This window comes from Colwellia sp. 1_MG-2023 (assembly GCF_030546755.1).
Lineage (GTDB): Bacteria > Pseudomonadota > Gammaproteobacteria > Enterobacterales > Alteromonadaceae > Thalassotalea_H.
The window spans coordinates 140,590-161,815 of the sequence record NZ_JAUOPE010000008.1; the positions used below are offsets into that span (position 1 = coordinate 140,590).

The 21,226-nt window shown below is 37.5% G+C and carries 17 protein-coding genes; 4 read left to right on the forward strand and 13 right to left on the reverse strand.

What is annotated here, in order from left to right; all coding sequences use genetic code 11:
* The first annotated feature begins 152 nt into the window (after positions 1-152).
* Positions 153-2,243: a M13 family metallopeptidase gene (locus Q4493_RS11110; RefSeq protein ID WP_303452563.1), complete on the forward strand. Its 2,091-nt coding sequence runs from the start codon at positions 153-155 to the stop codon at positions 2,241-2,243.
* A 145-nt stretch (positions 2,244-2,388) separates the two neighbouring features.
* On the opposite strand, the gene metH is transcribed toward Q4493_RS11110, so the two are convergent.
* The 3 genes from metH to recA form a co-directional block, all read right to left on the reverse strand.
* On the reverse strand, positions 2,389-6,087 hold the full coding sequence (gene metH, locus Q4493_RS11115; protein WP_303452565.1) for a methionine synthase: 3,699 nt from the start codon (positions 6,085-6,087) through the stop codon (positions 2,389-2,391).
* A 57-nt stretch (positions 6,088-6,144) separates the two neighbouring features.
* Positions 6,145-7,092, reverse strand: coding sequence for a homoserine O-succinyltransferase (gene metA, locus Q4493_RS11120; RefSeq protein ID WP_303452567.1), 948 nt, complete (start codon positions 7,090-7,092; stop codon positions 6,145-6,147).
* Positions 7,093-7,377: 285 nt separating this feature from the next.
* On the reverse strand, positions 7,378-8,409 hold the full coding sequence (gene recA / locus Q4493_RS11125) for a recombinase RecA (RefSeq protein WP_303452569.1): 1,032 nt from the start codon (positions 8,407-8,409) through the stop codon (positions 7,378-7,380).
* Positions 8,410-8,890: 481 nt separating this feature from the next.
* On the opposite strand from recA, the gene Q4493_RS11130 reads away from it, so the two are divergent.
* The gene (locus Q4493_RS11130) at positions 8,891-9,514 is read left to right on the forward strand and encodes a phospholipid-binding protein MlaC (protein ID WP_303452571.1); all 624 of its coding nucleotides are present in this window, start codon (positions 8,891-8,893) and stop codon (positions 9,512-9,514) included.
* A 218-nt stretch (positions 9,515-9,732) separates the two neighbouring features.
* Entirely contained in the window at positions 9,733-10,587 is an 855-nt protein-coding gene (locus Q4493_RS11135; protein ID WP_303452573.1) for a mechanosensitive ion channel family protein, read from the forward strand.
* A gap of 143 nt (positions 10,588-10,730) precedes the next feature.
* Here Q4493_RS11135 and Q4493_RS11140 read toward each other — a convergent pair whose 3' ends face one another.
* Genes Q4493_RS11140 through rimK form a run of 4 tightly spaced genes read right to left on the reverse strand, consistent with a single transcriptional unit; the run spans position 10,731 to position 14,028 of the window.
* Positions 10,731-11,621, reverse strand: coding sequence for a mechanosensitive ion channel family protein (locus tag Q4493_RS11140; protein ID WP_303452575.1), 891 nt, complete (start codon positions 11,619-11,621; stop codon positions 10,731-10,733).
* A 12-nt stretch (positions 11,622-11,633) separates the two neighbouring features.
* Entirely contained in the window at positions 11,634-12,071 is a 438-nt protein-coding gene (locus tag Q4493_RS11145) for a RimK/LysX family protein (protein ID WP_303452577.1), read from the reverse strand.
* An 8-nt stretch (positions 12,072-12,079) separates the two neighbouring features.
* On the reverse strand, positions 12,080-13,105 hold the full coding sequence (locus Q4493_RS11150; protein WP_303452579.1) for a succinylglutamate desuccinylase/aspartoacylase family protein: 1,026 nt from the start codon (positions 13,103-13,105) through the stop codon (positions 12,080-12,082).
* Positions 13,106-13,122: 17 nt separating this feature from the next.
* Positions 13,123-14,028: a 30S ribosomal protein S6--L-glutamate ligase gene (rimK, locus tag Q4493_RS11155; RefSeq protein ID WP_303452581.1), complete on the reverse strand. Its 906-nt coding sequence runs from the start codon at positions 14,026-14,028 to the stop codon at positions 13,123-13,125.
* A 149-nt stretch (positions 14,029-14,177) separates the two neighbouring features.
* Between rimK and Q4493_RS11160 the strand changes: the two genes are divergently transcribed.
* Entirely contained in the window at positions 14,178-15,026 is an 849-nt protein-coding gene (locus Q4493_RS11160) for a LysR family transcriptional regulator (RefSeq protein ID WP_303452582.1), read from the forward strand.
* Between the two features lie 199 nt (positions 15,027-15,225).
* Here the strand turns inward: Q4493_RS11160 and Q4493_RS11165 are convergent, their stop codons facing one another.
* The 6 genes from Q4493_RS11165 to manD form a co-directional block, all read right to left on the reverse strand.
* Entirely contained in the window at positions 15,226-15,522 is a 297-nt protein-coding gene (locus tag Q4493_RS11165) for a hypothetical protein (RefSeq protein ID WP_303452584.1), read from the reverse strand.
* Positions 15,523-15,525: 3 nt separating this feature from the next.
* On the reverse strand, positions 15,526-15,741 hold the full coding sequence (locus tag Q4493_RS11170; RefSeq protein WP_303452586.1) for a hypothetical protein: 216 nt from the start codon (positions 15,739-15,741) through the stop codon (positions 15,526-15,528).
* Between the two features lie 400 nt (positions 15,742-16,141).
* Positions 16,142-16,981 (reverse strand): hypothetical protein, encoded by an 840-nt coding sequence (locus Q4493_RS11175; RefSeq protein ID WP_303452589.1) that lies wholly within the window; start codon positions 16,979-16,981, stop codon positions 16,142-16,144.
* 15 nt (positions 16,982-16,996) lie between these two features.
* Positions 16,997-18,775, reverse strand: a complete 1,779-nt coding sequence (locus Q4493_RS11180) for a transporter (protein ID WP_303452591.1) — start codon at positions 18,773-18,775, stop codon at positions 16,997-16,999.
* Positions 18,776-18,788: 13 nt separating this feature from the next.
* Positions 18,789-19,928, reverse strand: a complete 1,140-nt coding sequence (locus Q4493_RS11185) for a Gfo/Idh/MocA family protein (protein ID WP_303452593.1) — start codon at positions 19,926-19,928, stop codon at positions 18,789-18,791.
* Between the two features lie 52 nt (positions 19,929-19,980).
* Positions 19,981-21,198, reverse strand: coding sequence for a D-mannonate dehydratase ManD (gene manD, locus Q4493_RS11190; RefSeq protein WP_303452595.1), 1,218 nt, complete (start codon positions 21,196-21,198; stop codon positions 19,981-19,983).
* Positions 21,199-21,226 lie beyond the last annotated feature (28 nt).

A 21,226-nucleotide genomic window follows, 5' to 3' on the forward strand; every position in this document is an offset into this window, starting at 1 on the left:
TCGTCAATACCTCCCTTATAAATTTGGCAAAACCTTCACTCACCTTTCAAATTCAGCGTATTAGCTTAGAAAAGTTGACTTTATCTACCATCTAGACAAAATGGTTGTGAGAAAATTTATCACTATATATTTATAACAATAAGAGAATTTCCATGAAAAAATCTTTAATTGCACTATCAATCACATCTGTTTTATTAACAGCCTGTGGTGAAAGTAAACAAACACCAGTTGCAGAGACTAAAATAGAAAAATCAGAACAATCAATAACTCAAGTAACTGAACAAAAAGCAGAATTAGGAAGCTTCGGGGTAGATTTATCAGCACGTAATGAAGCGATTAAACCCGGTGATGACTTCTTTATGTATGCAAGTGGGACTTGGTATGACAATTATGAAATGCCAGCTGATAAAACGCGATTTGGTGCTTTTACTGCATTAGCAGAGCGTAGTGAAAGACAAGTTAAAGAGATTATTGATGATGTAACCTCTCGTACTGATCTAAACGCTGATGAAAAAATGATCGCAGATTTTTACCAGAGTTATATGGATACCGAAAACATCAACAAGCTTGGCTTATTGCCAATTCAAGTTACGCTTGATGAAATTGCTACAGCTTCTACAGTAAAAGACATTACTAAGATTTTCGGCGCATCATGGTTAAATGGTACCACTAGCCCTATTGGCGGTAGTATGTGGTTTAACCGTTTAGATGCCGATAAATATGAAATGTCTATTGGTGCTGGCGGTTTAGGTATGCCAGACCGTTCATATTATTTAGAAGACAATGAACGATTTACTAAAATTCGTGCTGCCTATGTCGCACATATTGCTGAAATGTTAGCTTTTGCTCAAGTAGAAAACGCAGAGCAAAAAGCCCAAGCGATTTTAGCTTTAGAAACGAAAATTGCAGAGGGTCATTGGCCACGTGAAAAACGTCGTAATCGAGATATCACGTTAAACCAAATTAAGCGTACCGATCTTGCAATAACTTATCCAAACTTTGATTGGGAAACCTACTTTTCAGAAACAGGTTATCAAGTCCCACAGATTAATATTTCTCAACCTGAACCAATCAAAGCGATGATCGCACTATTAAACAATGAAGATATTAACGTGTGGAAAGATTATTTGACTTACCATACGATAAAAAATAATGCTTCATTCCTTTCAGAAGACGTATTTGCCACTAACTTTAAGTTTTATGGCACTGAATTACGCGGTCAGAAAGAAGCTAAGCCACGTTGGAAAAGAGCGGTCTCTCAAATGTCAGGCACTCAATCTTTAGGTTTTGCTATCGGTAAAGTTTACGTCGCACGCTACTTTCCTGAATCATCAAAACAACAAATGGCTGAGCTTGTTGAAAATTTACGTAAAGCCTTAGGTGAGCGTATCACGAACCTTGAATGGATGGGTGAAGAAACGAAAGTAAATGCTCATGAAAAACTAGCCGCGTTTAATCCGAAAATTGGTTATCCAGACGTATGGCAATCATTCGATGGGTTAACTATTTCTGCTACTGATTTAATGGGCAACCTGAAAAACCTTCGTAAGTTTTTCCGCGAGGACAGTATTTCAAAAGAGTTAAAGAAAACAGATCGTAATCGCTGGGGAATGACGCCACAACGTGTCAACGCCTACTATAACAGCTCATTTAATGAGATAGTTTTCCCTGCTGCAATTTTACAACCACCATTTTTTGATCCAAATGCAGATCCAGCTGTTAACTATGGTGGTATAGGCGCCGTTATTGGTCATGAAATGGGGCATGGATTTGATGATCAAGGCTCAAAATCTGACGCGAAAGGTGTTCAACGTAATTGGTGGACAGATCAAGACAGAGAAGCGTTTGATGCAAAAGCAGATGAACTTGCCGCTCAGTACAGTCAATATGAGCCAATTCCAGGTAACTTTGTTAATGGTAGAAATAGTTTAGGTGAAAACATTGGTGATGTGGGTGGTTTAGCGATGGCTTACCATGCTTATAAACTAAGCCTAAACGGAAAAGAAGCACCTGTAATAGACGGAGTTACCGGTGATCAACGCTTCTTTCTAGCATGGGCGCAAGTTTGGAAAGAAAAACGCACTGAAAAAAGTATGTTAAGCCAGCTTAAAGGTGGAACACATGCTCCAGGGCGTTTTCGCGCACAAGCACCAAGAAACCATGATGCATGGTACAAAGCGTTTGATGTTAAAGAAGGCGATAAGCTTTACTTAGCCCCAGAAAAACGTGTGCGTATTTGGTAATTATTCAATCATCTAAGGTTGATAATTAATCGCCGTTCTCTTCCGTTCATGGAAGCACGGCATACTTTACATCCTGTAAATAAAGGCTGCACCTGCAGCCTTTTTTATTGAGTCTTCAAAGGATATTTATCAACGATAAATAATGTTATTCAGGCTCATAATCTAAGTTTGCCGACAACCAACGTTCTGCTTGCGGTAATGTCATTTCTTTACGCGTTGCGTAATCAATCAATTGATCTTTTTTCAACTTAGCAACCGCGAAATATTTACTGTCAGGATGGGCAAAATACCAACCGCTTACCGCCGCTCCTGGCCACATTGCAAAGCTCGACGTTAATTTCATCCCAATATTTTCTTCCACATTCAGCAGCTCCCACAACAAGCCTTTTTCAGTGTGCTCAGGGCAAGCAGGATAACCTGGCGCAGGACGAATACCTTGATACTTTTCACGAATTAAATCGTCATTAGCAAATGATTCTTCTGGTGCATATCCCCAATATTCTTTGCGTATTTGTTCATGTAGATATTCGGCACTTGCTTCTGCTAACCTATCAGCCACCGCTTTAATTAAGATACTATTATAATCATCAAATTCAGCGTCAAAAGCTTTAACCAATTCATCACAACCAAAGCCCGCAGAAACGGCAAAAGCTCCCATATAATCTTTTACGCCTGATGCTTCATCTGCCACATAATCCGCTAAACAACGATTAAATTGCCCTGAAGGTTTTTTACTTTGTTGACGAAGTTGATGCAGCTTCATTAAAGGTTTTTCACGTTCATCATTCGCAAAAACGACTAAATCATCCTGCTCCCGATGGGCGGGGAATAATCCAAATACGGCTTTTGCCGTTAATTTTTTATTGTTTATCACATCGTCAATCATCGTATTAGCGTCGTTAAATAACTTCGTCGCTTCTTCGCCAATGACGTCATGTTTTAAAATAAGTGGATATTTACCTGATAGCTGCCACGTCATGAAAAATGGCGTCCAATCGATATAATTTCTCACCACATTTAAATCAAGTTCCTCTATAACAGTTACCCCTAACTTGTTTGGCACTTTAGGCGTGTATTGTTCAAAACTTAATGGAAAAGCATTCGCACGAGCATCTTCTAAAGAAATTAAACTCGAACGAGGGCCTTTTTTGTAATGACGCTCGCGCACACGAACATATTCATCTTTTTGTCGTTCAAGATAAGCATCTCGTTTAGATTCATCTTCTGATATAAGCGTACTTACCACAGAGACAGAACGAGAGGCATTTGGCACATATACTACAGGATGCTCATATTGAGGCTCTATTTTTACTGCGGTATGCGCTTTAGACGTTGTTGCACCACCAATTAATAACGGTAAATTCATCTCAAGGCGTTTCATTTCTTTAGCAACATGAACCATTTCATCAAGCGATGGTGTGATCAAACCTGACAAACCAATGATATCGACATTTTCTTCTTTCGCGACACGTAAAATATCTTCACATGACACCATGACACCTAAGTCGATAATATCGTAGTTATTACATTGCAATACTACGCCAACAATATTTTTACCAATGTCGTGAACATCGCCTTTCACGGTAGCCAGTAACACTTTACCATTTGACTTTATTTCAGTTTTTTCCGCTTCAATAAATGGGTTCAGATGAGCAACCGCTTGTTTCATCACTCGAGCAGACTTCACCACTTGCGGTAAAAACATTTCTCCTGCGCCGAATAAATCTCCAACAACATTCATCCCATCCATTAAGGGTCCTTCAATGACGTCTAATGGTCTTACCGCCTCAAGACGCGCAGCTTCAGTATCTTCAATAATAAATTCATTGATACCTTTCACTAATGAATGCTCTAAACGTTTATTCACAGGTAGCTCTCGCCATGCTAAATCGGCTTTATTACTTTGATTTCCTGCTTGTCCGCGGTAAGTTTCAGCAACATCGAGTAAACGCTCTGTTGCGCCATCGTCACTATTTTGAATAACGTCTTCAACCGCAACACGCAAATCTTCAGGAATGTCTGAATAAATAGCCAGTTGCCCTGCGTTAACAATTCCCATGTCCATACCATTCTTAATGGCATGATATAAAAACACCGCATGAATCGCTTCTCGCACGGGGTTATTACCACGAAATGAAAATGAAACATTAGAAACACCGCCAGAAATCATCGCATATGGCAGGTTCTCTTTAATGTCAGCTACGGCTTCAATAAAATCTACTGCGTAATTATTATGCTCATCAATACCCGTTGCTACAGCAAAGATATTCGGGTCAAAAATGATATCTTCAGCAGGAAAACCAATTTCATCAACAAGAATGTGATATGCACGTTTACATATTTCATATTTTCTTTCGCGGGTATCAGCTTGCCCTATTTCATCAAACGCCATGACAATAACGGCGGCACCATAACGGCGCAATAACTCTGCTTGATGACGAAAGTTTTCTTCGCCCTCTTTTAAACTAATCGAGTTTACGATGCCCTTACCTTGTATACATTTAAGACCTTCTTCCAAAATATCCCATTTGGAAGAATCCAACATAATAGGTACCTTAGCGATATCAGGCTCACCGGCAATTAAATTTAGAAAACGGATCATGGCAGCTTTTGAATCAAGCATGCCTTCATCCATATTAATATCAATAATTTGTGCACCATTTTCTACTTGCTGTAATGCAACCGCGATGGCTTGATCATAATTTTCTTCGGTAATAAGTCGTTTAAAAATTGCCGAGCCGGTGACGTTAGTTCTTTCACCAACATTCACAAACAAAGTGTTTTCATCAATGGTTAGTGCTTCTAACCCAGATAATCGACACGCAATTTGACGCGCTTCAACTTTACGAGGTGCAATATTCGCGACGGAATCTGCCATGCCTTTAATATGCGCTGGTGTAGTACCACAACAGCCACCAATAATATTTAAAAAGCCTGCATTTCCCCACTCGGCAACATGAGTATTCATGTCTTCAACACTAAAGTCATATTCACCAAAAGCATTAGGTAAACCGGCATTCGGGTGAGCAGAAACCGCACAATCAGATATCCGGCTTAGTTCGGCAACATATTGTCTTAACTCAACAGGCCCAAGTGCACAATTCAAACCAAAAGAAATAGGTTTAGCATGACGAAGTGAATTATAAAAAGCTTCGGTTGTTTGCCCTGATAATGTTCTCCCTGAAGCGTCGGTAATCGTGCCTGAGATCATCACTGGCAAGCGAACATTAAGCGTTTCAAAAACGGTTTCTACCGCAAAAATAGCCGCTTTAGCGTTTAACGTATCAAAAATAGTTTCAATTAATATTAAATCACTCCCACCTTCAATTAACGCTTTGGTTGACTCAATATAAGCCTCCTTTAATTGATCAAAGGTGACATTACGAAACGCAGGATCATTAACATCAGGAGAAATTGAGCAGGTTCTATTCGTTGGCCCTAAAACCCCGGCAACAAAGCGCGGTTTCTCTGGATTTTTTGCCGTATATTCATCCGCAACTTGGCGTGCGATTTTGGCTGCTTCACGATTAATCTCGGCACTATATGCCTCCATATCGTAATCTGCCATAGCAATAGTTGTCGCATTGAAGGTATTAGTTTCAAGAATATCAGCACCTGCTTCAAGGTATTCAGCATGGATGGCTTTAATAACATCTGGTTGAGTCAGCACTAACATGTCGTTATTGCCTTTAACATCTAAATGCCAATCAGAAAATCTTTCGCCACGGTAATCTTGCTCTTCAAATTTGTATGCTTGAATCATGGTACCCATAGCACCATCAAGTATTAATATACGTTGTGCTAATTGTTGTTCAAAATTTTCAAACGATGCTGATTTTTTCATACTACTCTCAATGTGTTCTAATAAGAAAAACGACGTCAATAATGTAATTATTCGTGTTTAAACTTGGTTTTCTGGCTGTCTTGCTCGAATGTTCGACGCATCTAATAAATAAGGTGTTATTTGATAAACATAATAGTTGAGCCAATTGGTAAATAATAAACTGCCATGACTACGCCATGAACTATGCGGTCTTTTAGTCATATCATTATTAGGATAATAATTTTCAGGCATGATTGCCTTTTCGTCGATATTTAAGTCACGATGATATTCTTCATCTAACGTAGTCGCATCGTATTCAGGATGGCCAGTTAAATACACTTGCTGCTTATTTTTACTCGCCACCACATAAACACCCGCCTCTTCTGACTCGGCAATAATTTTTAATTCAGGTACACTTAAATAATCGGCTTTATCAATATAACCATAGCGAGAATGTGGCACATTAAAAAACTCTTCAAAGCCTCGGGTTAACTGCTCTTTTGGATCAACAGGGCTATGCTGATAAACACCCGAAAGTTTTTTCTTTCTCAGATGACGGTTTAGTCCATAATGATGATATAAAGCGGCATGCGCAGCCCAACATGAAAACATGGTTGATGTGACATTATTTTCAGCCCAATCAAACACTTCGCAAATTTTATCCCAAAATGTTACTTTTTCGTACTCGAGCAAAGCTAAAGGTGCGCCTGTGATTATTAACCCGTCATATTGCGTGTCTTTAATGTCATCAAATAAACAATAAAAATTATCTAAATGCTCTTTCGGAGTATGCTTTGATTCATTGGCATGAATACGAACAAAATCTATATTAATTTGCAGCGGCGTATTCGACAACATTCTTAAGATTTGCACTTCAGTTTCAATTTTATTCGGCATCAAATTTAAAATCGCTACTTTCATCGGACGAATGTCTTGATTTGCCGCGCGATGCTCTGACATTACAAAGATATTCTCTTTATCTAATATCGATAAAGCCGGTAATTCATTAGGGATTTTAATGGGCATAAAGAGTACCTACAACACTGACATTCAACATAACATTTTGCGATTAAACTCGTGCACATAGTTCATACACAGTATAGACACTACTGTGCCTTTTAACTTTGGCTATGTCAACTTCTAAACGTATAGACGTCTAAATGATTTTATTTCATCTTATAACTTTTATCTATTGTGATGGATATACACAATATTTTTCACAACTTGCTTGAATCAGCCCCCATAAAAAAGCCATTACAAGAGTAATGGCTTTTCGAGATTTATTTGAGTTGCTAAGCTAGTTATTTCAGCTTATTGCTCAGTAACTGCTTCTTCTTTTTCAACCTTATCCGTTGCTTTTGTTAATAACAACTCTCTTAAACGACCATCAAGCTCTTTAGCAACTTCTGGTTTTTCGGTTAAATACTTAGTCGCATTGGCTTTACCTTGGCCAATACGGTCACCATTGTAGCTATACCAAGAACCGGCTTTTTCAACCATTTTATGTTGAACACCTAAATCAATTAACTCGCCTAAGCTATTAATACCTTCACCGTATAAAATTTGGAATTCAACTTGTTTAAATGGCGGAGCAATTTTATTTTTAACTACTTTAACACGCGTTTCGTTACCAACAATTTCATCACCGGCTTTCACAGCACCGATACGACGAATATCTAAACGTACAGAAGCGTAGAATTTTAGTGCATTACCACCGGTTGTTGTTTCTGGTGAACCAAACATCACACCAATTTTCATACGAATTTGGTTAATGAAAATCATCATAGTATTCGATTGTTTCAAGTTACCGGTAAGCTTACGCATTGCTTGAGAAAGCATACGAGCTTGCAGACCCATGTGAGAATCTCCCATATCACCTTCAATTTCAGCTTTAGGTGTAAGTGCGGCAACAGAATCGACAACAATAACGTCAACGGCACCAGAACGCGTTAACATGTCACAAATTTCTAATGCTTGTTCACCGGTATCTGGTTGAGAAACTAATAATTCATTAATATTCACGCCAAGTTTTTCAGCATAAATAGGGTCAAGGGCATGTTCTGCATCAACAAACGCACATACTTTACCGTTGCGCTGAGCTTCAGCGATAACTTCTAACGTTAAGGTTGTTTTACCACTTGATTCAGGACCGTAAATTTCAACAACTCGTCCCATGGGTAAACCGCCAGCTCCTAACGCAATGTCCAATCCAAGTGAACCTGTAGAAATGGTTTCTACATCCATACTGCGATTTTCGCCCAGCTTCATAATTGAACCTTTACCAAATTGACGTTCTATTTGGCTGAGTGCTGCAGATAGTGCTTTTTCTTTATTATCGTCCATTTCGTGCTCCACAATTTTTATCTAAAAACTAACTTATGTGACGAAGTATACTGTATGACCGTACAGTATCAAGCTTTTTTACAATTATTTTTATTTCTTTGCAGAAAACAAAAAACAGAGACTTTTAATTAGTTGTTTTTAAAGAGAAACTTTAACGTTAATAACTTTTGGAATTTTCAACTGAAAAAGTTACTTTTACTTTTTAAACGTTGTTTTTTATATTTACACAGGTGTTTTCACAGTTGTTAATCGGTATAAAAATGTTATCTACCGTTTAATAAAAACAACTCGCTAAACGTGCGTTATTTAGCATTAAAATTAAAGAGGAATATTAAAGAAGAAGGTTAACCAACGATTAACTTACACTTATTGCCACTTAATCAATTTTTTTGATTGATATAAACAATTTATTACGCTTGCCTGTTTTCATTTTCCCCATACAATCACCGCAATTATTAATACAAATTAAATAAAGAATACAATGAAAAACCCCTATGAAAGAAACATCAATATCTTTGTATTGATCTTTGTAATATTAACAATTTTAATTTCTTCCTTAGCGTTAGCGAATGACGTTTCACCAGAAGAAAAAGTTAAAAACGTATTTACTAATATAGAAGCAGCTCTGATCCCTTTAAAAAGTGCTAATCAACTATCTCGTAGCAATATTCGCGTAGTTTTAGAGCAGTATTTATTACCAGAAGTTAGTACACAATATTTTAGCCATAAAGTATTAGGACTTCATTTAGCTAAATTATCTCCTGAGCATAAAGAGGCGTTCAGAACTGAGTTAACAAGCCAATTACTTAATACTTATAGTCATTTACTAAGCAAGTATGATAACGAAGCCATCAACATTGGTACGAGTTCACTTTCAAAAAGCGGTAAAGTAGCTATGGTGAATATGACGATTATTGGTAAAAACAAATCCAATAAAGCCATATTAAAACTTATAAAATTGCGCGATGAAACTTGGTTGTTTTATGATATTGTGGTTGAAGGCATTAGTATGTTGGAATCTAAGCAAAAAGAAATCAACGCAAGTTTAAACAAGTTAGGTCCAGAGCAAACGTTAATACAACTACAAAATATTAGAGGTAGTTGATCTCTCAATTAAATATATGATTACCGCTTAAAGCAAATAGTGATCGAAACGTTTAATGTAAGATTTGGGTATTCCCGGTACACATTAAGCGTTTCGATTGCTATTGTAGCCGTTAATCAATAACAGAACTTAAATAAAAATTTAACCATCGCTAACCAAAGAAGGCAAATTTCTTTATAATTATTCACATTCAGGACAAAAGGTTATAAAAATTTTACATGGAATTATGGGATCAGATCAGTAGTTTAACGGCATTATCACCAACATTTTTCAACAATAAGTTCGTGTTATCCATATTATGTATTAGTGCTTTTTATTTATTGAAGTTGCTGTTAGTTAAGGTGATCAAAAAGAAGTCAAAACGCGATAAAAGATTACAAATTAATATCGTCAATAATATTTATACCGTATTGATGATCGTCTTGATCTTTAATATTTGGACAGAGGAAATTCAAAAATTCGCTTTTTCCATTGCCGCTTTTATCGTTGCAATTGTGTTAGCAACAAGAGAATTCATTCAGTGTTTCATTGGCTTTGTTTATATTTTATCAAGTAGACCCTTTAGAATTGGTGACTGGATTCAAGTAGGTAATTACTTTGGTGAAGTGCACTCCACCGATTGGGCAAAACTTACTTTATTAGAAGTAGATAAAGACAGTTATCAATATACCGGTAAAACACTGTATTTACCGAATAGTCAGCTTATTACCTCTGTCATTAAAAACCTTAACTTTTTGAAACGTTATGCTATGCACCATTTCACTATAGTAAGAGATGACAGTGTCAATCCATTTGAATTTATTGATCAATTATATGAAAAAGCGAATGCATATTGTGCAGACTTTAAAGATGTAGCGATGCGATATAATCAGCTGATTGAAAATCGCTTAGACATAAATATTGCTGGACCAGAGCCTCATATTCAAGTGGCTACGTCTGATATTGGTGATACCCAAGTATTCTTTACCGTTTTTTGCCCAACGGATACGGCATTAGAAATAGAACAAAACTTAACCGCTGACTTTATGCGTTTATGGTTTGAACAGAAAAATAAAATAGCCAAAACAAAATAATTTATTAGAAATAATAAAGTACAAAAACTAAAGTACCGAAAGATGAACTATAGATAAATCAACATGGAAGTAGTACTCCTACTTCCATGCTATTAGTCAGCATAGTTATTAACCAGCATAGTTATTTGCATAAATAAACTTGCTTAGCTTTCAGGGGTAGCGTTTGAATTAACACCCTGTTTTATGAGCGTTAATGAACCATCAACATGCACATCCCGTTGAGGAAACGCGACAACAACCTGATGTTTTTCAAACAATTCATCTAAAGTAAAACGAATATTACTGCGAGTAACGCGTAAGCCGCCTTCAACCTTAGAATTTATCCAAAAATTAACTTCAAAGATTAACGCATTATCACCAAAGTCTTCAAAACTAACGACTGGTTTAGGATCAGTTAACACTTCTTTTTGCGCTAAAGTTGCTTCTAAAATCAAATCAGCCACTAGTTTTGCTCTGGTACCATAAGCAACCCCAACACGCACACTAGTACGCACTAAACTGTCTTTAAGCGTCCAATTCACTACCGTATTTTCAAGCAATTTACTGTTGGGAATTAATAAATGTACGCCATCAACTCGTCTAATTCGCGTTGAACGAGTGTTAATTTCTTCTACTACTCCTTTGGCATTTTCAACCTCTAAAAAATCACCTATGCGAATAGGCCGTTCCCACATTAAGATCCAACCGCTAATAAAATTATTGATAATATTTTGCGCGCCAAAACCAAAGCCGATAGCAATAGCACCCGACAAAAAAGCAAAAGCTGCAATAGGAACATTAATGAGATCAAGGGTAGTAATAAATAAAATAGTTATCGCTGTTACGTATAAAACACGTTGCAATAAATGAATAAGATTAGGATCAGTATTTTTAGACGTTAAACGTTTAGTAACAATTCTTGCCGTCCATTTTGTTACTAATAAACCGATATAAATAATAAGGGGAATTAATAATAATTCCCCTAAAGAAATAGGTTGTTCAGAGATTGTAAAAATCGGGGTCGACAATATGGCTTTAATATTAGCAAAATTCATACTCTCTCCTTTTTACGTTTTCATCGCTAAAAAAACCTGTGAAGGGTCGACTAAAAATTTATTGCCAATCGCTTCACGTCCAAACAGCATGAGATAACTCATATCAGAACGGTCGGTTAACGTTATTTCAATCGACCATTTTTCATTACCAAGTATAACCGGTGTGCGAATCACATAACGCTGCTCAGTATTGCCATTCGATGACTTTACTTTTCTAATATCGCTAATCGCCGCCGTACAATTCACAATGGTCTCAACATTATAGGCGTCAGGATGAATATCAAAACTCACGCACCTTTTACCATTTTTAGTCACTTTAGTAATATTATCAACATGTAACGAAGAAGTTTTTGCTCCGGTATCTACCCGAACTTGTAAATCATCAATCGCAAGTTCAGGTAAGGCAATCGATTCTAGACAACCGATAATTACTTTATTTTCCGTACTCATATTCATTCCTAAATATCATTATGCTCTGGTAATAATTGTTCTTGCACCTGTTCAATATGTTCTGCAATTTCTTCATCATCTTCACTAAAGTAAGCAACATGAAACATCGCTTCACCTTCTTGTACTAAAGGAATATTCTGCTTACCAATTAAAATACCTGACCGCGTTGCTTTTACTAAATCAAGTACTTCACCATATGGACTGCCTATTTCAGCTAACACTTGTCCTTTGGTGATTTGATCGCCTAATTCAACCACGTTATGTACTATGCCACTTGCGTTGGCTCTCACCCATTGGCTACCATTGGCGATAAAAGGCACTACTTTCTTGCGTTTAGTTGCGCTACTTTTTCGTTTCATGCCTAAATGTTGTAATACATTTAAAATGCCTTTCATGCCAGCACGAATTGAAAATTCATCAAACCTTAATGCTTCACCTGCTTCGTACAATAATATTTTCGTTTCATTTTTAATTGCCGACTCACGCAATGAGCCATCAACTAAATTAGAATTTAATACCACTGGCACAGCAAATACTTCAGCTAACTCTTTGGTTTCAGCATCAAGCATATTCGCCCGTATTTGCGGTAAATTTGAACGATGTATCGCCCCTGTGTGTAAATCAATACCATAATCGCAATGTTTCACTATTTCATTAAGAAATATATGAGCGACTCGCCCTGCTAATGAACCTTTTGCTGAGCCAGGAAAGCAGCGGTTTAAATCGCGTCTATCTGGCATATAACGGCTTTGATTCACCACGCCATAAACATTCACCATAGGTACGGCAATAACCGTCCCTTTAATGATTTTAAATTTATTTTGGTTGATTAAACGCCTGATGATCTCAATACCATTTAACTCGTCACCATGCACCGCTGCACTAACAAAAATAGTAGGGCCAGGTTTCTTTGCGCGAATAATATGCACAGGTAAAGAAACATTAGCATCGGTATATAACTTGGCAACCGGCAGTTCAATTTTCTTTTGCTCACCGGGTAAAATATCAAATTCACCTATACGTAAAACATCCATCACACTTTTTCCTAAAATTAACCATTACCACGTGTTTGAGTTTTATTTGGTTTCGCGTTTTTTTCTAAAAAATGAAAAACCATACTTGCTACATCTTTGCCTGTCGCAGTTTCAATACCCTCAAGCCCTGGAGATGAGTTGACTTCCATGACCATAGGACCACTTTGCGAACGTAGCAAATCAACGCCACACATATTCAACCCCATCGCTTTCGCTGCATTTACCGCCGTTTCGCGCTCTTCTCTTGATAACTTAACAATTTCAGCAGAGCCGCCACGATGAAGGTTAGAGCGAAACTCCCCTTCAGCACCCTGACGTTTCATTGCCGCAACAACTTTACCACCAATCACTAAACATCGAATGTCTGCACCGCCTGCTTCTTTAACAAACTCTTGTACTAAAATGTTTGCCTTTAAGCCCATAAATGCTTCGATAATCGACTCAGCCGCTTTAGCAGTATCCGCTAAAACTACACCAATGCCTTGTGTGCCTTCTAGCAATTTAATAACAACAGGTGCGCCACCAACATTTTTTATTAAATCTTTAATGTTATCTGGCTTGCTAGCAAAACCGGTACGTGGCAAGCCAATCCCTTTTCTTGATAATAACTGCAAAGAACGTAACTTATCGCGCGAACGACTAATAGCCACAGACTCATTGATATTAAAAGTGCCCATCATTTCAAATTGTCTTGCAACCGCAGTGCCGTAAAAAGTCACCGAAGCACCAATACGTGGAATGATTGCATCATACATAGGTAATTCTTTACCATGATAACGCACACGAGAGCGAGCACTAGTGATATCCATATAGCAATGCAAGGTATCGATAACATCAACTTCATGACCTAATGCTTCACCAGCTTCTTTTAATCGACGGGTTGAGTATAAATTTTCGTTTCTTGATAAAATTGCCACTTTCATAATAATTCCTTACGTTCCACTGAATTTTTTAATAATTTAAAAGGTGTAAATATTTAGGCGGAGTGTATAGTGAAGAATTCAAACATTAAAACGCTATATTTTTATGAGTTCAATCAAAAAAATCGATTAGAAGCGTTTTCGGATATTTTATGAAGATAGAATTATTAAAAACCTTTTTAGAAGTCAGTAGGACTCTACACTTTAGAATTGCATCAGAAAATTTATTTATCACGCAATCAGCTGTTAGTGCCCGAATAAAGTTATTAGAAGATGATCTAGGCGTTTTATTATTCGATAGAAGTCAAAAGCATTTAAAGTTAACTTCGGAAGGAAACAGACTGATAAAACACGCGAATGAAATGATTTTTATGTGGCAAAAAACCAAGCAAGATGTTGGTCTAGCTGATAGTGGCGCACATCAATTAGTGATTGGTTCTATGATGTCGATCTGGGATATCGTCTTACAAGACTGGCTTAAAAAAATTCATCGTAATTTTGAAGAGATTAACTTACTCACTAATACCTATTCGCCAAATGAATTAAGAAAAGGCATTTTAAGTCGAGTGATAGATCTTGCATTTTTATTCGAGCAGCCATTTGTTGAAGATTTAATGACGGAAAAAGTCGCTTCTGTTCCCTTGCATTTAGTAACGACAGAGCCGAATGAAAAGAAAGAGCCGTTCTCTTTAGATAACTATATTATGGTGGATTACGGCGAAGCGGTGAATGCGCAGCATTTACGAGAATTTCAAGACGCGCCACCGGCAAAACATCATATGAGCCAACCTAGAATTGCCCTTAATTTTCTGTTAGATGCAGGTGGTAGTGCTTATTTACCAAGACAAATGACCTTTGAATATATCGAGAGTAATAAATTGTTTTTAGTCGAAGATGCCCCCGTTTATTCGCGGGAAATTTTTGCCGTGTATTTAGCTAAAACTCAGAAAAAAGAAATCATTGAAGATGTTTTACAGCTTTTTCCGTATGTTTCTATTTAAGGTTTTTTAAGATTGTTAACACTATGACAAAAACGCTAAGCCGAATACTCGTAGCAAAATAAAGTAACTCAAATGAGTCAGCCCACTTTATCAATTTTATATACTTGTACTTAAATTAAATTGAATTAACTATAAGTTGAGTATCATTAAAATGAGCTAAAAAATTTGAGTTACTTAAAGCTTTTGCTAAATGACAGAGTTATTTAATGGTATCCGGAATATCATCAACCTTAGGTAACTCAGTAATTGGCTGATAATCAATCATTTCTAATTCATCATTAATGCAAGTCATTAAATAATCATGCATATCAATATCAGCAATTTCATCTTCTACAGCATCTTCTTTACAATTCATTAGTAAACTAATGACAAAATCTTTATCAGCAACTAATTTATCTAATGCTACTTCTTCACCGTTGGCAATATTTAAGGGTAAAAATAACGCCGCTACAACTACTAATACTTTTTTCATCACTGTCACTCTTGTGTTAAACATAGGTTAGATATCCCAATGGTCGCTAAATGAATTTAGTTGTCTATTTAGCATTTTTGTTTCACATAACGAATCTAATCGTTGTCTTATTCGATCTCTTTGTTTAGCCGACTTCCTTGACATGGTTTTTTGTGTTGAACTATAAGCAATTTCATAACCCGCTATACCAGAGTCGAATTCGTCGTCGATTGTTTCTGTTTCATCGTATGTATCAATAATCATTTCTTTACCTTATAAAAATAATCATCATTGGATTTTCGAGTAAATAATGTGCCTAAAATATAAAATAGAAAAGCGAAATATTTTCGCTTTATCAATCAAAAAATTTGATTAAACACGGTAGCGATATTTATTTTATTACTTACATTTTTAGAAGTAGATTAGGGCGTGTTGATCTTTCGAGGTTAAATTTTGTTATTACTGATTTAATTTTGAAATTGAGGCGTTGGAAAATGAGAACTTACTGATAGGTAAACTGGAGTATTTATGAAACTGTTTATTTGTGAAGTGACTTATAAAGCAATAATTATCGTATAAGCTAATGAAATTATTATTTAATTAATGAAGTCGCTTGTTAGACAATAAACGGTACAACAAGCGAGGGAATAAAGGGTGATCAACTTCACTGAGATGAGTGAATTATTTGTTGAATTTTACTTTCAACATCAGAATAACTCGTTGACTCAATAAAACCAATGGAAAAGGTTTGTGGCGTGGTAAAGTATTTTTCTTTATTATGACGACCAAATCCCATCACAGTCATATCAGGTCTACTAACATAATCATCAGCTAAATCATCATCTTGGTGATGAAAAAGATATAACATTCGCTCAGAATTACTATCACCAAATGCTGTCCATTCTGGCGAAGGCAAATCCCCTAAACGTGGTTCAAAAATGTTATGTGCTATACGGTCTTCTGAGGCATACCAAAAACCAGATTGGGCCATTTTACCGCCGGGGATCCCTTCGTATAACACCCAATATTTATAGCCGCTGCTAACTTTTGTCATCGTAAAGTCGCTGCGATCAGGGTAAAAATCCCATTGGCCACGCCAATTTTTATTCCCCGAAATGAATACAATGCGAACATGATCTGACTTTTCAATTTCAATTATTGACGTTGAAGTCTCAGTACTCGCCATCAAAGCATGAAAATAATTACCATCTTGCTTATGTACGGCATTTGGGAAACCACGATATTCACCTTTATGGCCTGAGCCTTTTTTAGGATGAAAACCAAGCCAATCGACACCGTTTCTATCAAGCATACTTGACAAACCACCGCCTTGTTTTTCCAAGAAATAAGTAGCTGACGGTGTCGTTATAATATAAGCATTGAGATTACCGGCCGATTTATCAGTTCCATGGGTTAACGATACTGTATTCGCTTGAGCGGTAGTCACAACCACAGTTACAAAATAAGCGACTATAAAAACACATTCTTTTAATATATTTTTCATGTAATAAGTAAAGTCCTAAATCGCTTTATCAACGCTGGTGCTGACAACTGAATGAATTGACGTTTTACGGGCACTTTTTCTTAATAACAAACCAATACCAAGTATCACCAAGGCACAGGCTAAAAACACCAAACGTCCCCATAATGGATTAGGGATTAATGTCATCAATAACATGCCACTGCCCATAATAACCACCATCAAACCTAACTTATCTCTTTGCTGACAGTCGTAATCATCTTGCTCAGCATCAGCAATTACGGGCGTAATAATGTCAGTGAAAAACTTATCGGTTTCTTGCTTATGACTATCTTTTTCTTCTTGATAAAAAAATGTCGTTAAACAAAAGAAAGACACCGTTATAAGTAAGTGACCTGCAATGGTCAGCATAAGGTTCATGTCAACTGACTCTCGTCGAGTCAGCTCTTCAATACCTATCCAGCTGGCAAAAACTTGTGGCGTTAATATATTCATCATAAACCACGAGACAAATAAGCCTAAAATAACGGTGACCCAAGGCGCCCATTGCGGTGTTTTTTTAATGAATAGACCAAAAATTAGCGGGATCAATAAAGGTACCTGAATCATCGTTGAAACTGACATCATCAGTTCAAATAAACTCAGTTCTTTTAATGACTTAAAAAATAAAGCAAAACCGATTGCCAGAATTCCACAAGCAAAACTGACAATTTGGCTAATCTTTAATAACGCCTTATCATCCATGCTTTTTTTGGCGAAAAAAGGCTGATAAATACTTCGAACAAAAATACCGGCATTTTTATTTAAGGCAGAATCCATCGAAGACATAGAAGCGGCAAATAAGCCCGCGAGTAGTAAACCTACCGTACCAATTGGCATAGCATTTCGAGTAAACACTAAATACACAGCATCACTAGCCTTGTTACCCAACTCAGGATAAGCAGCGGCTGCGTCTGGATACAAAATTGCCGATGCCCAAGGGGGAATAAACCAAATAATACTCCCCACTCCCATTAACACCATGGCAAGTAATGAGGCTTTTCTTGCGTTATCTGAATCTTTCGCGTTTAAAAAACGAAAGGAGTCATTCAAATTCATGATAGTGATCATTTGCTTAGCAAGAAAAAATACAAAAGTACCAACGAGTAATAAACCGTAATTCATGTCTGGCCCCATGATAAAATCTGTTGGAAACTCGTTTATCATTACGGTAGGCCCGCCTACTTTCACTAACGCGATAATCGCACACGCAATTGAAACAACAGCAACCACTAGTGTTTGCACGAAATCAGACGCAACTACCCCCCACGCTCCTGATAACACAGAAACAAAAAGAACCGTTAAACCAGAAATAATAATGGTGTAACTAATGTCGGTATCAAACACTACGCTACTAAAAACGCCTAAAGCATTCAGCCAAATGCCGGCATTAATTAAGCTAAAGACAATCAACGCCCATGAAAAAAATTGCTCATTTTGGTGGCCAAAACGTCGACGAATACCTTCTGTTGGCGTATCAACTCGCATTTGACGAAAACGATGAGAAAAATAGGCCCAGCCGCAAAAATAAGCAAAGGTGTTTGCGAAAAAAACTAAACATACCGCAAAACCATCAGTGAATGCTTTACCTGCAGCTCCCGTAAAAGTCCAAGCTGAAAACTGCGCCATAAATGCTGTTGAACCTACCATCCACCACAACATTCGCCCACCTCCGCGAAAGTAATCGCTAGTGGATGATTTAGCCATATTTTTAAAGGCGAAACCTATGCCGACTATCAGTAAAAAATAACCAAAAATGACAATATATTCATACAACATAAAAACAGCCTTGTTACGATAAGTGAGTTACATCTTGGTATTTGTCATTTTTTCTAATTATATCAATTAACTGTTGGTACTGAGCACCTTCTTTGAAGGTTTGATATGGTGCAACAGACTCCCCCTGAATATCTTTTACAAACTCACGTACTAAATAAGCCCAGTTTCTTTCGGTATCGCCTTCAACATCTGGTACTGACGCGGCAATATCACTAGGTAAAGGCACTTCTTGCCAGTCTTTATTTTCTCCCCAAAGATAAAGCGGACCACTGCCATAATGCCCTTTAATATAAAGCGTTCCTTTACTGCCATAAAAGGCAATATAATCTTCATGAAAACGCGGGTGTAAGCCTCCATGTTTAAACAAAACCGACACTGGCTTTGCGGCAAATTCACTTTGCAGTTTTGCTAATACCGTATAAGACCATTCAACATTACTCTCCCCCCATTTTAATGACTCATCCGTCAGATCATCCGGAATAAAATCTCGGCGTTTTTTAAAGTTATGGACGCCTTCAACAATTGGCGCTTTGCCTAAATCGTCCCTTACCTCGCCATTAATCGCTAAAATTTGTTCACCGATTACCGACGTTACAATGGAAAGTTTATGAGTGAAGTTATTGTTCAGTCGGCCGCCACCGTCTTCTTTCCTATGTGACCAACCAAACGGAATATCGCGTTCTAAGTTGAAGTGCGAAATACATTCAACTTCTAATGGCTCACCAATAGCCCCTTCAGCCACTAATCTTTTTGCGTGCAAGACTTCTGGCATATATCTAAAGCTTGACGCGAATGCTGTTTTCACTGGTTTGGCAAGCGCCAATTGATAAAGCTCTTTAGCCGACTCGCCACATTGAGTTAATGGCTTATCGCTAAAAACATGGCAGCCAAAGGCTATCGCTTGTTTTATCGGTTCAACATGAGCACCACCTGGCGTGCCAATAGAAACAACATCAGGTTGACACGCTTCTAAGGCTTGTTGCCAGTTGGTACCGGCATAAGGAATATTCATTTCTTTTGCCACTTGCTTCACTACGCTTTCTGTACGGCCAACAATGCCAACTACTTCAGCATTGGCTAATCTAAAGGCTTCTGCATGCCCTTGTCCTGCAAACCCAGTTCCATGAATTAATACTTTTACTTTCTTACTCATTATCTTTCCTAACTAATATAAACTGAAAAAACCAAGATATTTGAATTTACTCTTACCAATTCCACACGGTGCCATCTTCAAGACGACAAACCGGTAAATAGGAGCGTTTATATGGCAACTCTTTTGCGGCGTCCTCATCAAAATCAACCCCTAACCCGGGCTCATCACTGACCATCGCCATGCCATTTTCAACGGTGACACTATGCTTAAACACTGCTTGAAGTTGCTCGTTGCCAAAACCAACAAACTCTTGGATACCAAAATTAGGTGCCCAAATATTTAAATGCATATGCGCAGCTAAACAAATAGGCGATAAATCTGGCGCGCCATGTGGCGCTGTTTTAACATTAAATATAGAAGCAAAGTCTGCGATACGCCTTAACGAGGTAATACCGCCAGCATGAGTTGCTGCCACTCGAATGTAGTCAATTAATTGCTCTTGAATGAGATCTTTGCAATCCCAAAGCGTGTTATAGGTTTCCCCTATCGCCATTGGTGTTGTGGTGTGTTGGCGGATCACTCGATAGTTTTCTTGATTTTCTGCCATCGAAGCATCTTCTAAGAAGAGTAGATTGTATTTTTCTAACATTTTGCCGAGTTTAGCTGACTCTATAGGCGTTAAACGACTATGAACATCGTGCACTAACTGCACTTCATCACCTAATCGAGCTCTCGCTTGTTTAAATAATTCATCAATCATTTGAAAGTATTTGGCTGTTGACCAGTCTTCTTCAGGAGGTAATGGTCGATTGCCTTGCAACTCAAAATAATCTTTTTTATCACCTAACACGCCATAAGTAACTTTTAAACCCGGTATAGCAGATTGAAGTCGTATTGCTTTAAACCCTTGGCTGATTAACGCTTCGGCTTTATCTAAAGTATCGGTAATGCTCTCGCCATTAGCATGAGCATATAAAGTAACGCCTTTGCGACTTTTCCCACCCAGTAATTGATAAACAGGCAATCCGGCGACTTTGCCTTTAATATCCCATAACGCCATGTCTATTGCTGCTATTGCCGCCATATTAATCGGCCCTTTTCGCCAATACACGCCACGATACAAGTATTGCCAAATATCTTCAATATCGTGTGGATTTCGGCCAATAAGACAAGGCGCAACATGCTCTTGCAAGAAAGCAACTACCGCCATTTCACGCCCATTTACGGTAGCATCACCTAAGCCAAAAATACCGGTATCTGTTATCACTTTTACCGTGACAAAGTTTCTTCCCGGGCTACACACAAATACCTTTATATCTTTAATGAACACCTGTTCGCCTCACTATCTATTACCCTTA

Bases quoted from the DNA above. Each gene is read 5' to 3' on its own strand.
- Q4493_RS11165 (WP_303452584.1), bottom strand. From the start codon at position 15,522: ATGTTTAACACAAGAGTGACAGTGATGAAAAAAGTATTAGTAGTTGTA.
- metA (WP_303452567.1), bottom strand. From the start codon at position 7,092: ATGCCCATTAAAATCCCTAATGAATTACCGGCTTTATCGATATTAGAT.
- rimK (WP_303452581.1), bottom strand. From the start codon at position 14,028: ATGAAAGTGGCAATTTTATCAAGAAACGAAAATTTATACTCAACCCGT.
- Q4493_RS11130 (WP_303452571.1), top strand. From the start codon at position 8,891: ATGAAAAACCCCTATGAAAGAAACATCAATATCTTTGTATTGATCTTT.
- Q4493_RS11150 (WP_303452579.1), bottom strand. From the start codon at position 13,105: ATGGATGTTTTACGTATAGGTGAATTTGATATTTTACCCGGTGAGCAA.
- Q4493_RS11180 (WP_303452591.1), bottom strand. From the start codon at position 18,775: ATGTTGTATGAATATATTGTCATTTTTGGTTATTTTTTACTGATAGTC.
- Q4493_RS11135 (WP_303452573.1), top strand. From the start codon at position 9,733: ATGGAATTATGGGATCAGATCAGTAGTTTAACGGCATTATCACCAACA.
- Q4493_RS11160 (WP_303452582.1), top strand. From the start codon at position 14,178: ATGAAGATAGAATTATTAAAAACCTTTTTAGAAGTCAGTAGGACTCTA.
- Q4493_RS11175 (WP_303452589.1), bottom strand. From the start codon at position 16,981: ATGAAAAATATATTAAAAGAATGTGTTTTTATAGTCGCTTATTTTGTA.
- Q4493_RS11140 (WP_303452575.1), bottom strand. From the start codon at position 11,621: ATGAATTTTGCTAATATTAAAGCCATATTGTCGACCCCGATTTTTACA.
- recA (WP_303452569.1), bottom strand. From the start codon at position 8,409: ATGGACGATAATAAAGAAAAAGCACTATCTGCAGCACTCAGCCAAATA.
- Q4493_RS11145 (WP_303452577.1), bottom strand. From the start codon at position 12,071: ATGAGTACGGAAAATAAAGTAATTATCGGTTGTCTAGAATCGATTGCC.
- Q4493_RS11185 (WP_303452593.1), bottom strand. From the start codon at position 19,928: ATGAGTAAGAAAGTAAAAGTATTAATTCATGGAACTGGGTTTGCAGGA.
- metH (WP_303452565.1), bottom strand. From the start codon at position 6,087: ATGAAAAAATCAGCATCGTTTGAAAATTTTGAACAACAATTAGCACAA.
- Q4493_RS11170 (WP_303452586.1), bottom strand. From the start codon at position 15,741: ATGATTATTGATACATACGATGAAACAGAAACAATCGACGACGAATTC.
- Q4493_RS11110 (WP_303452563.1), top strand. From the start codon at position 153: ATGAAAAAATCTTTAATTGCACTATCAATCACATCTGTTTTATTAACA.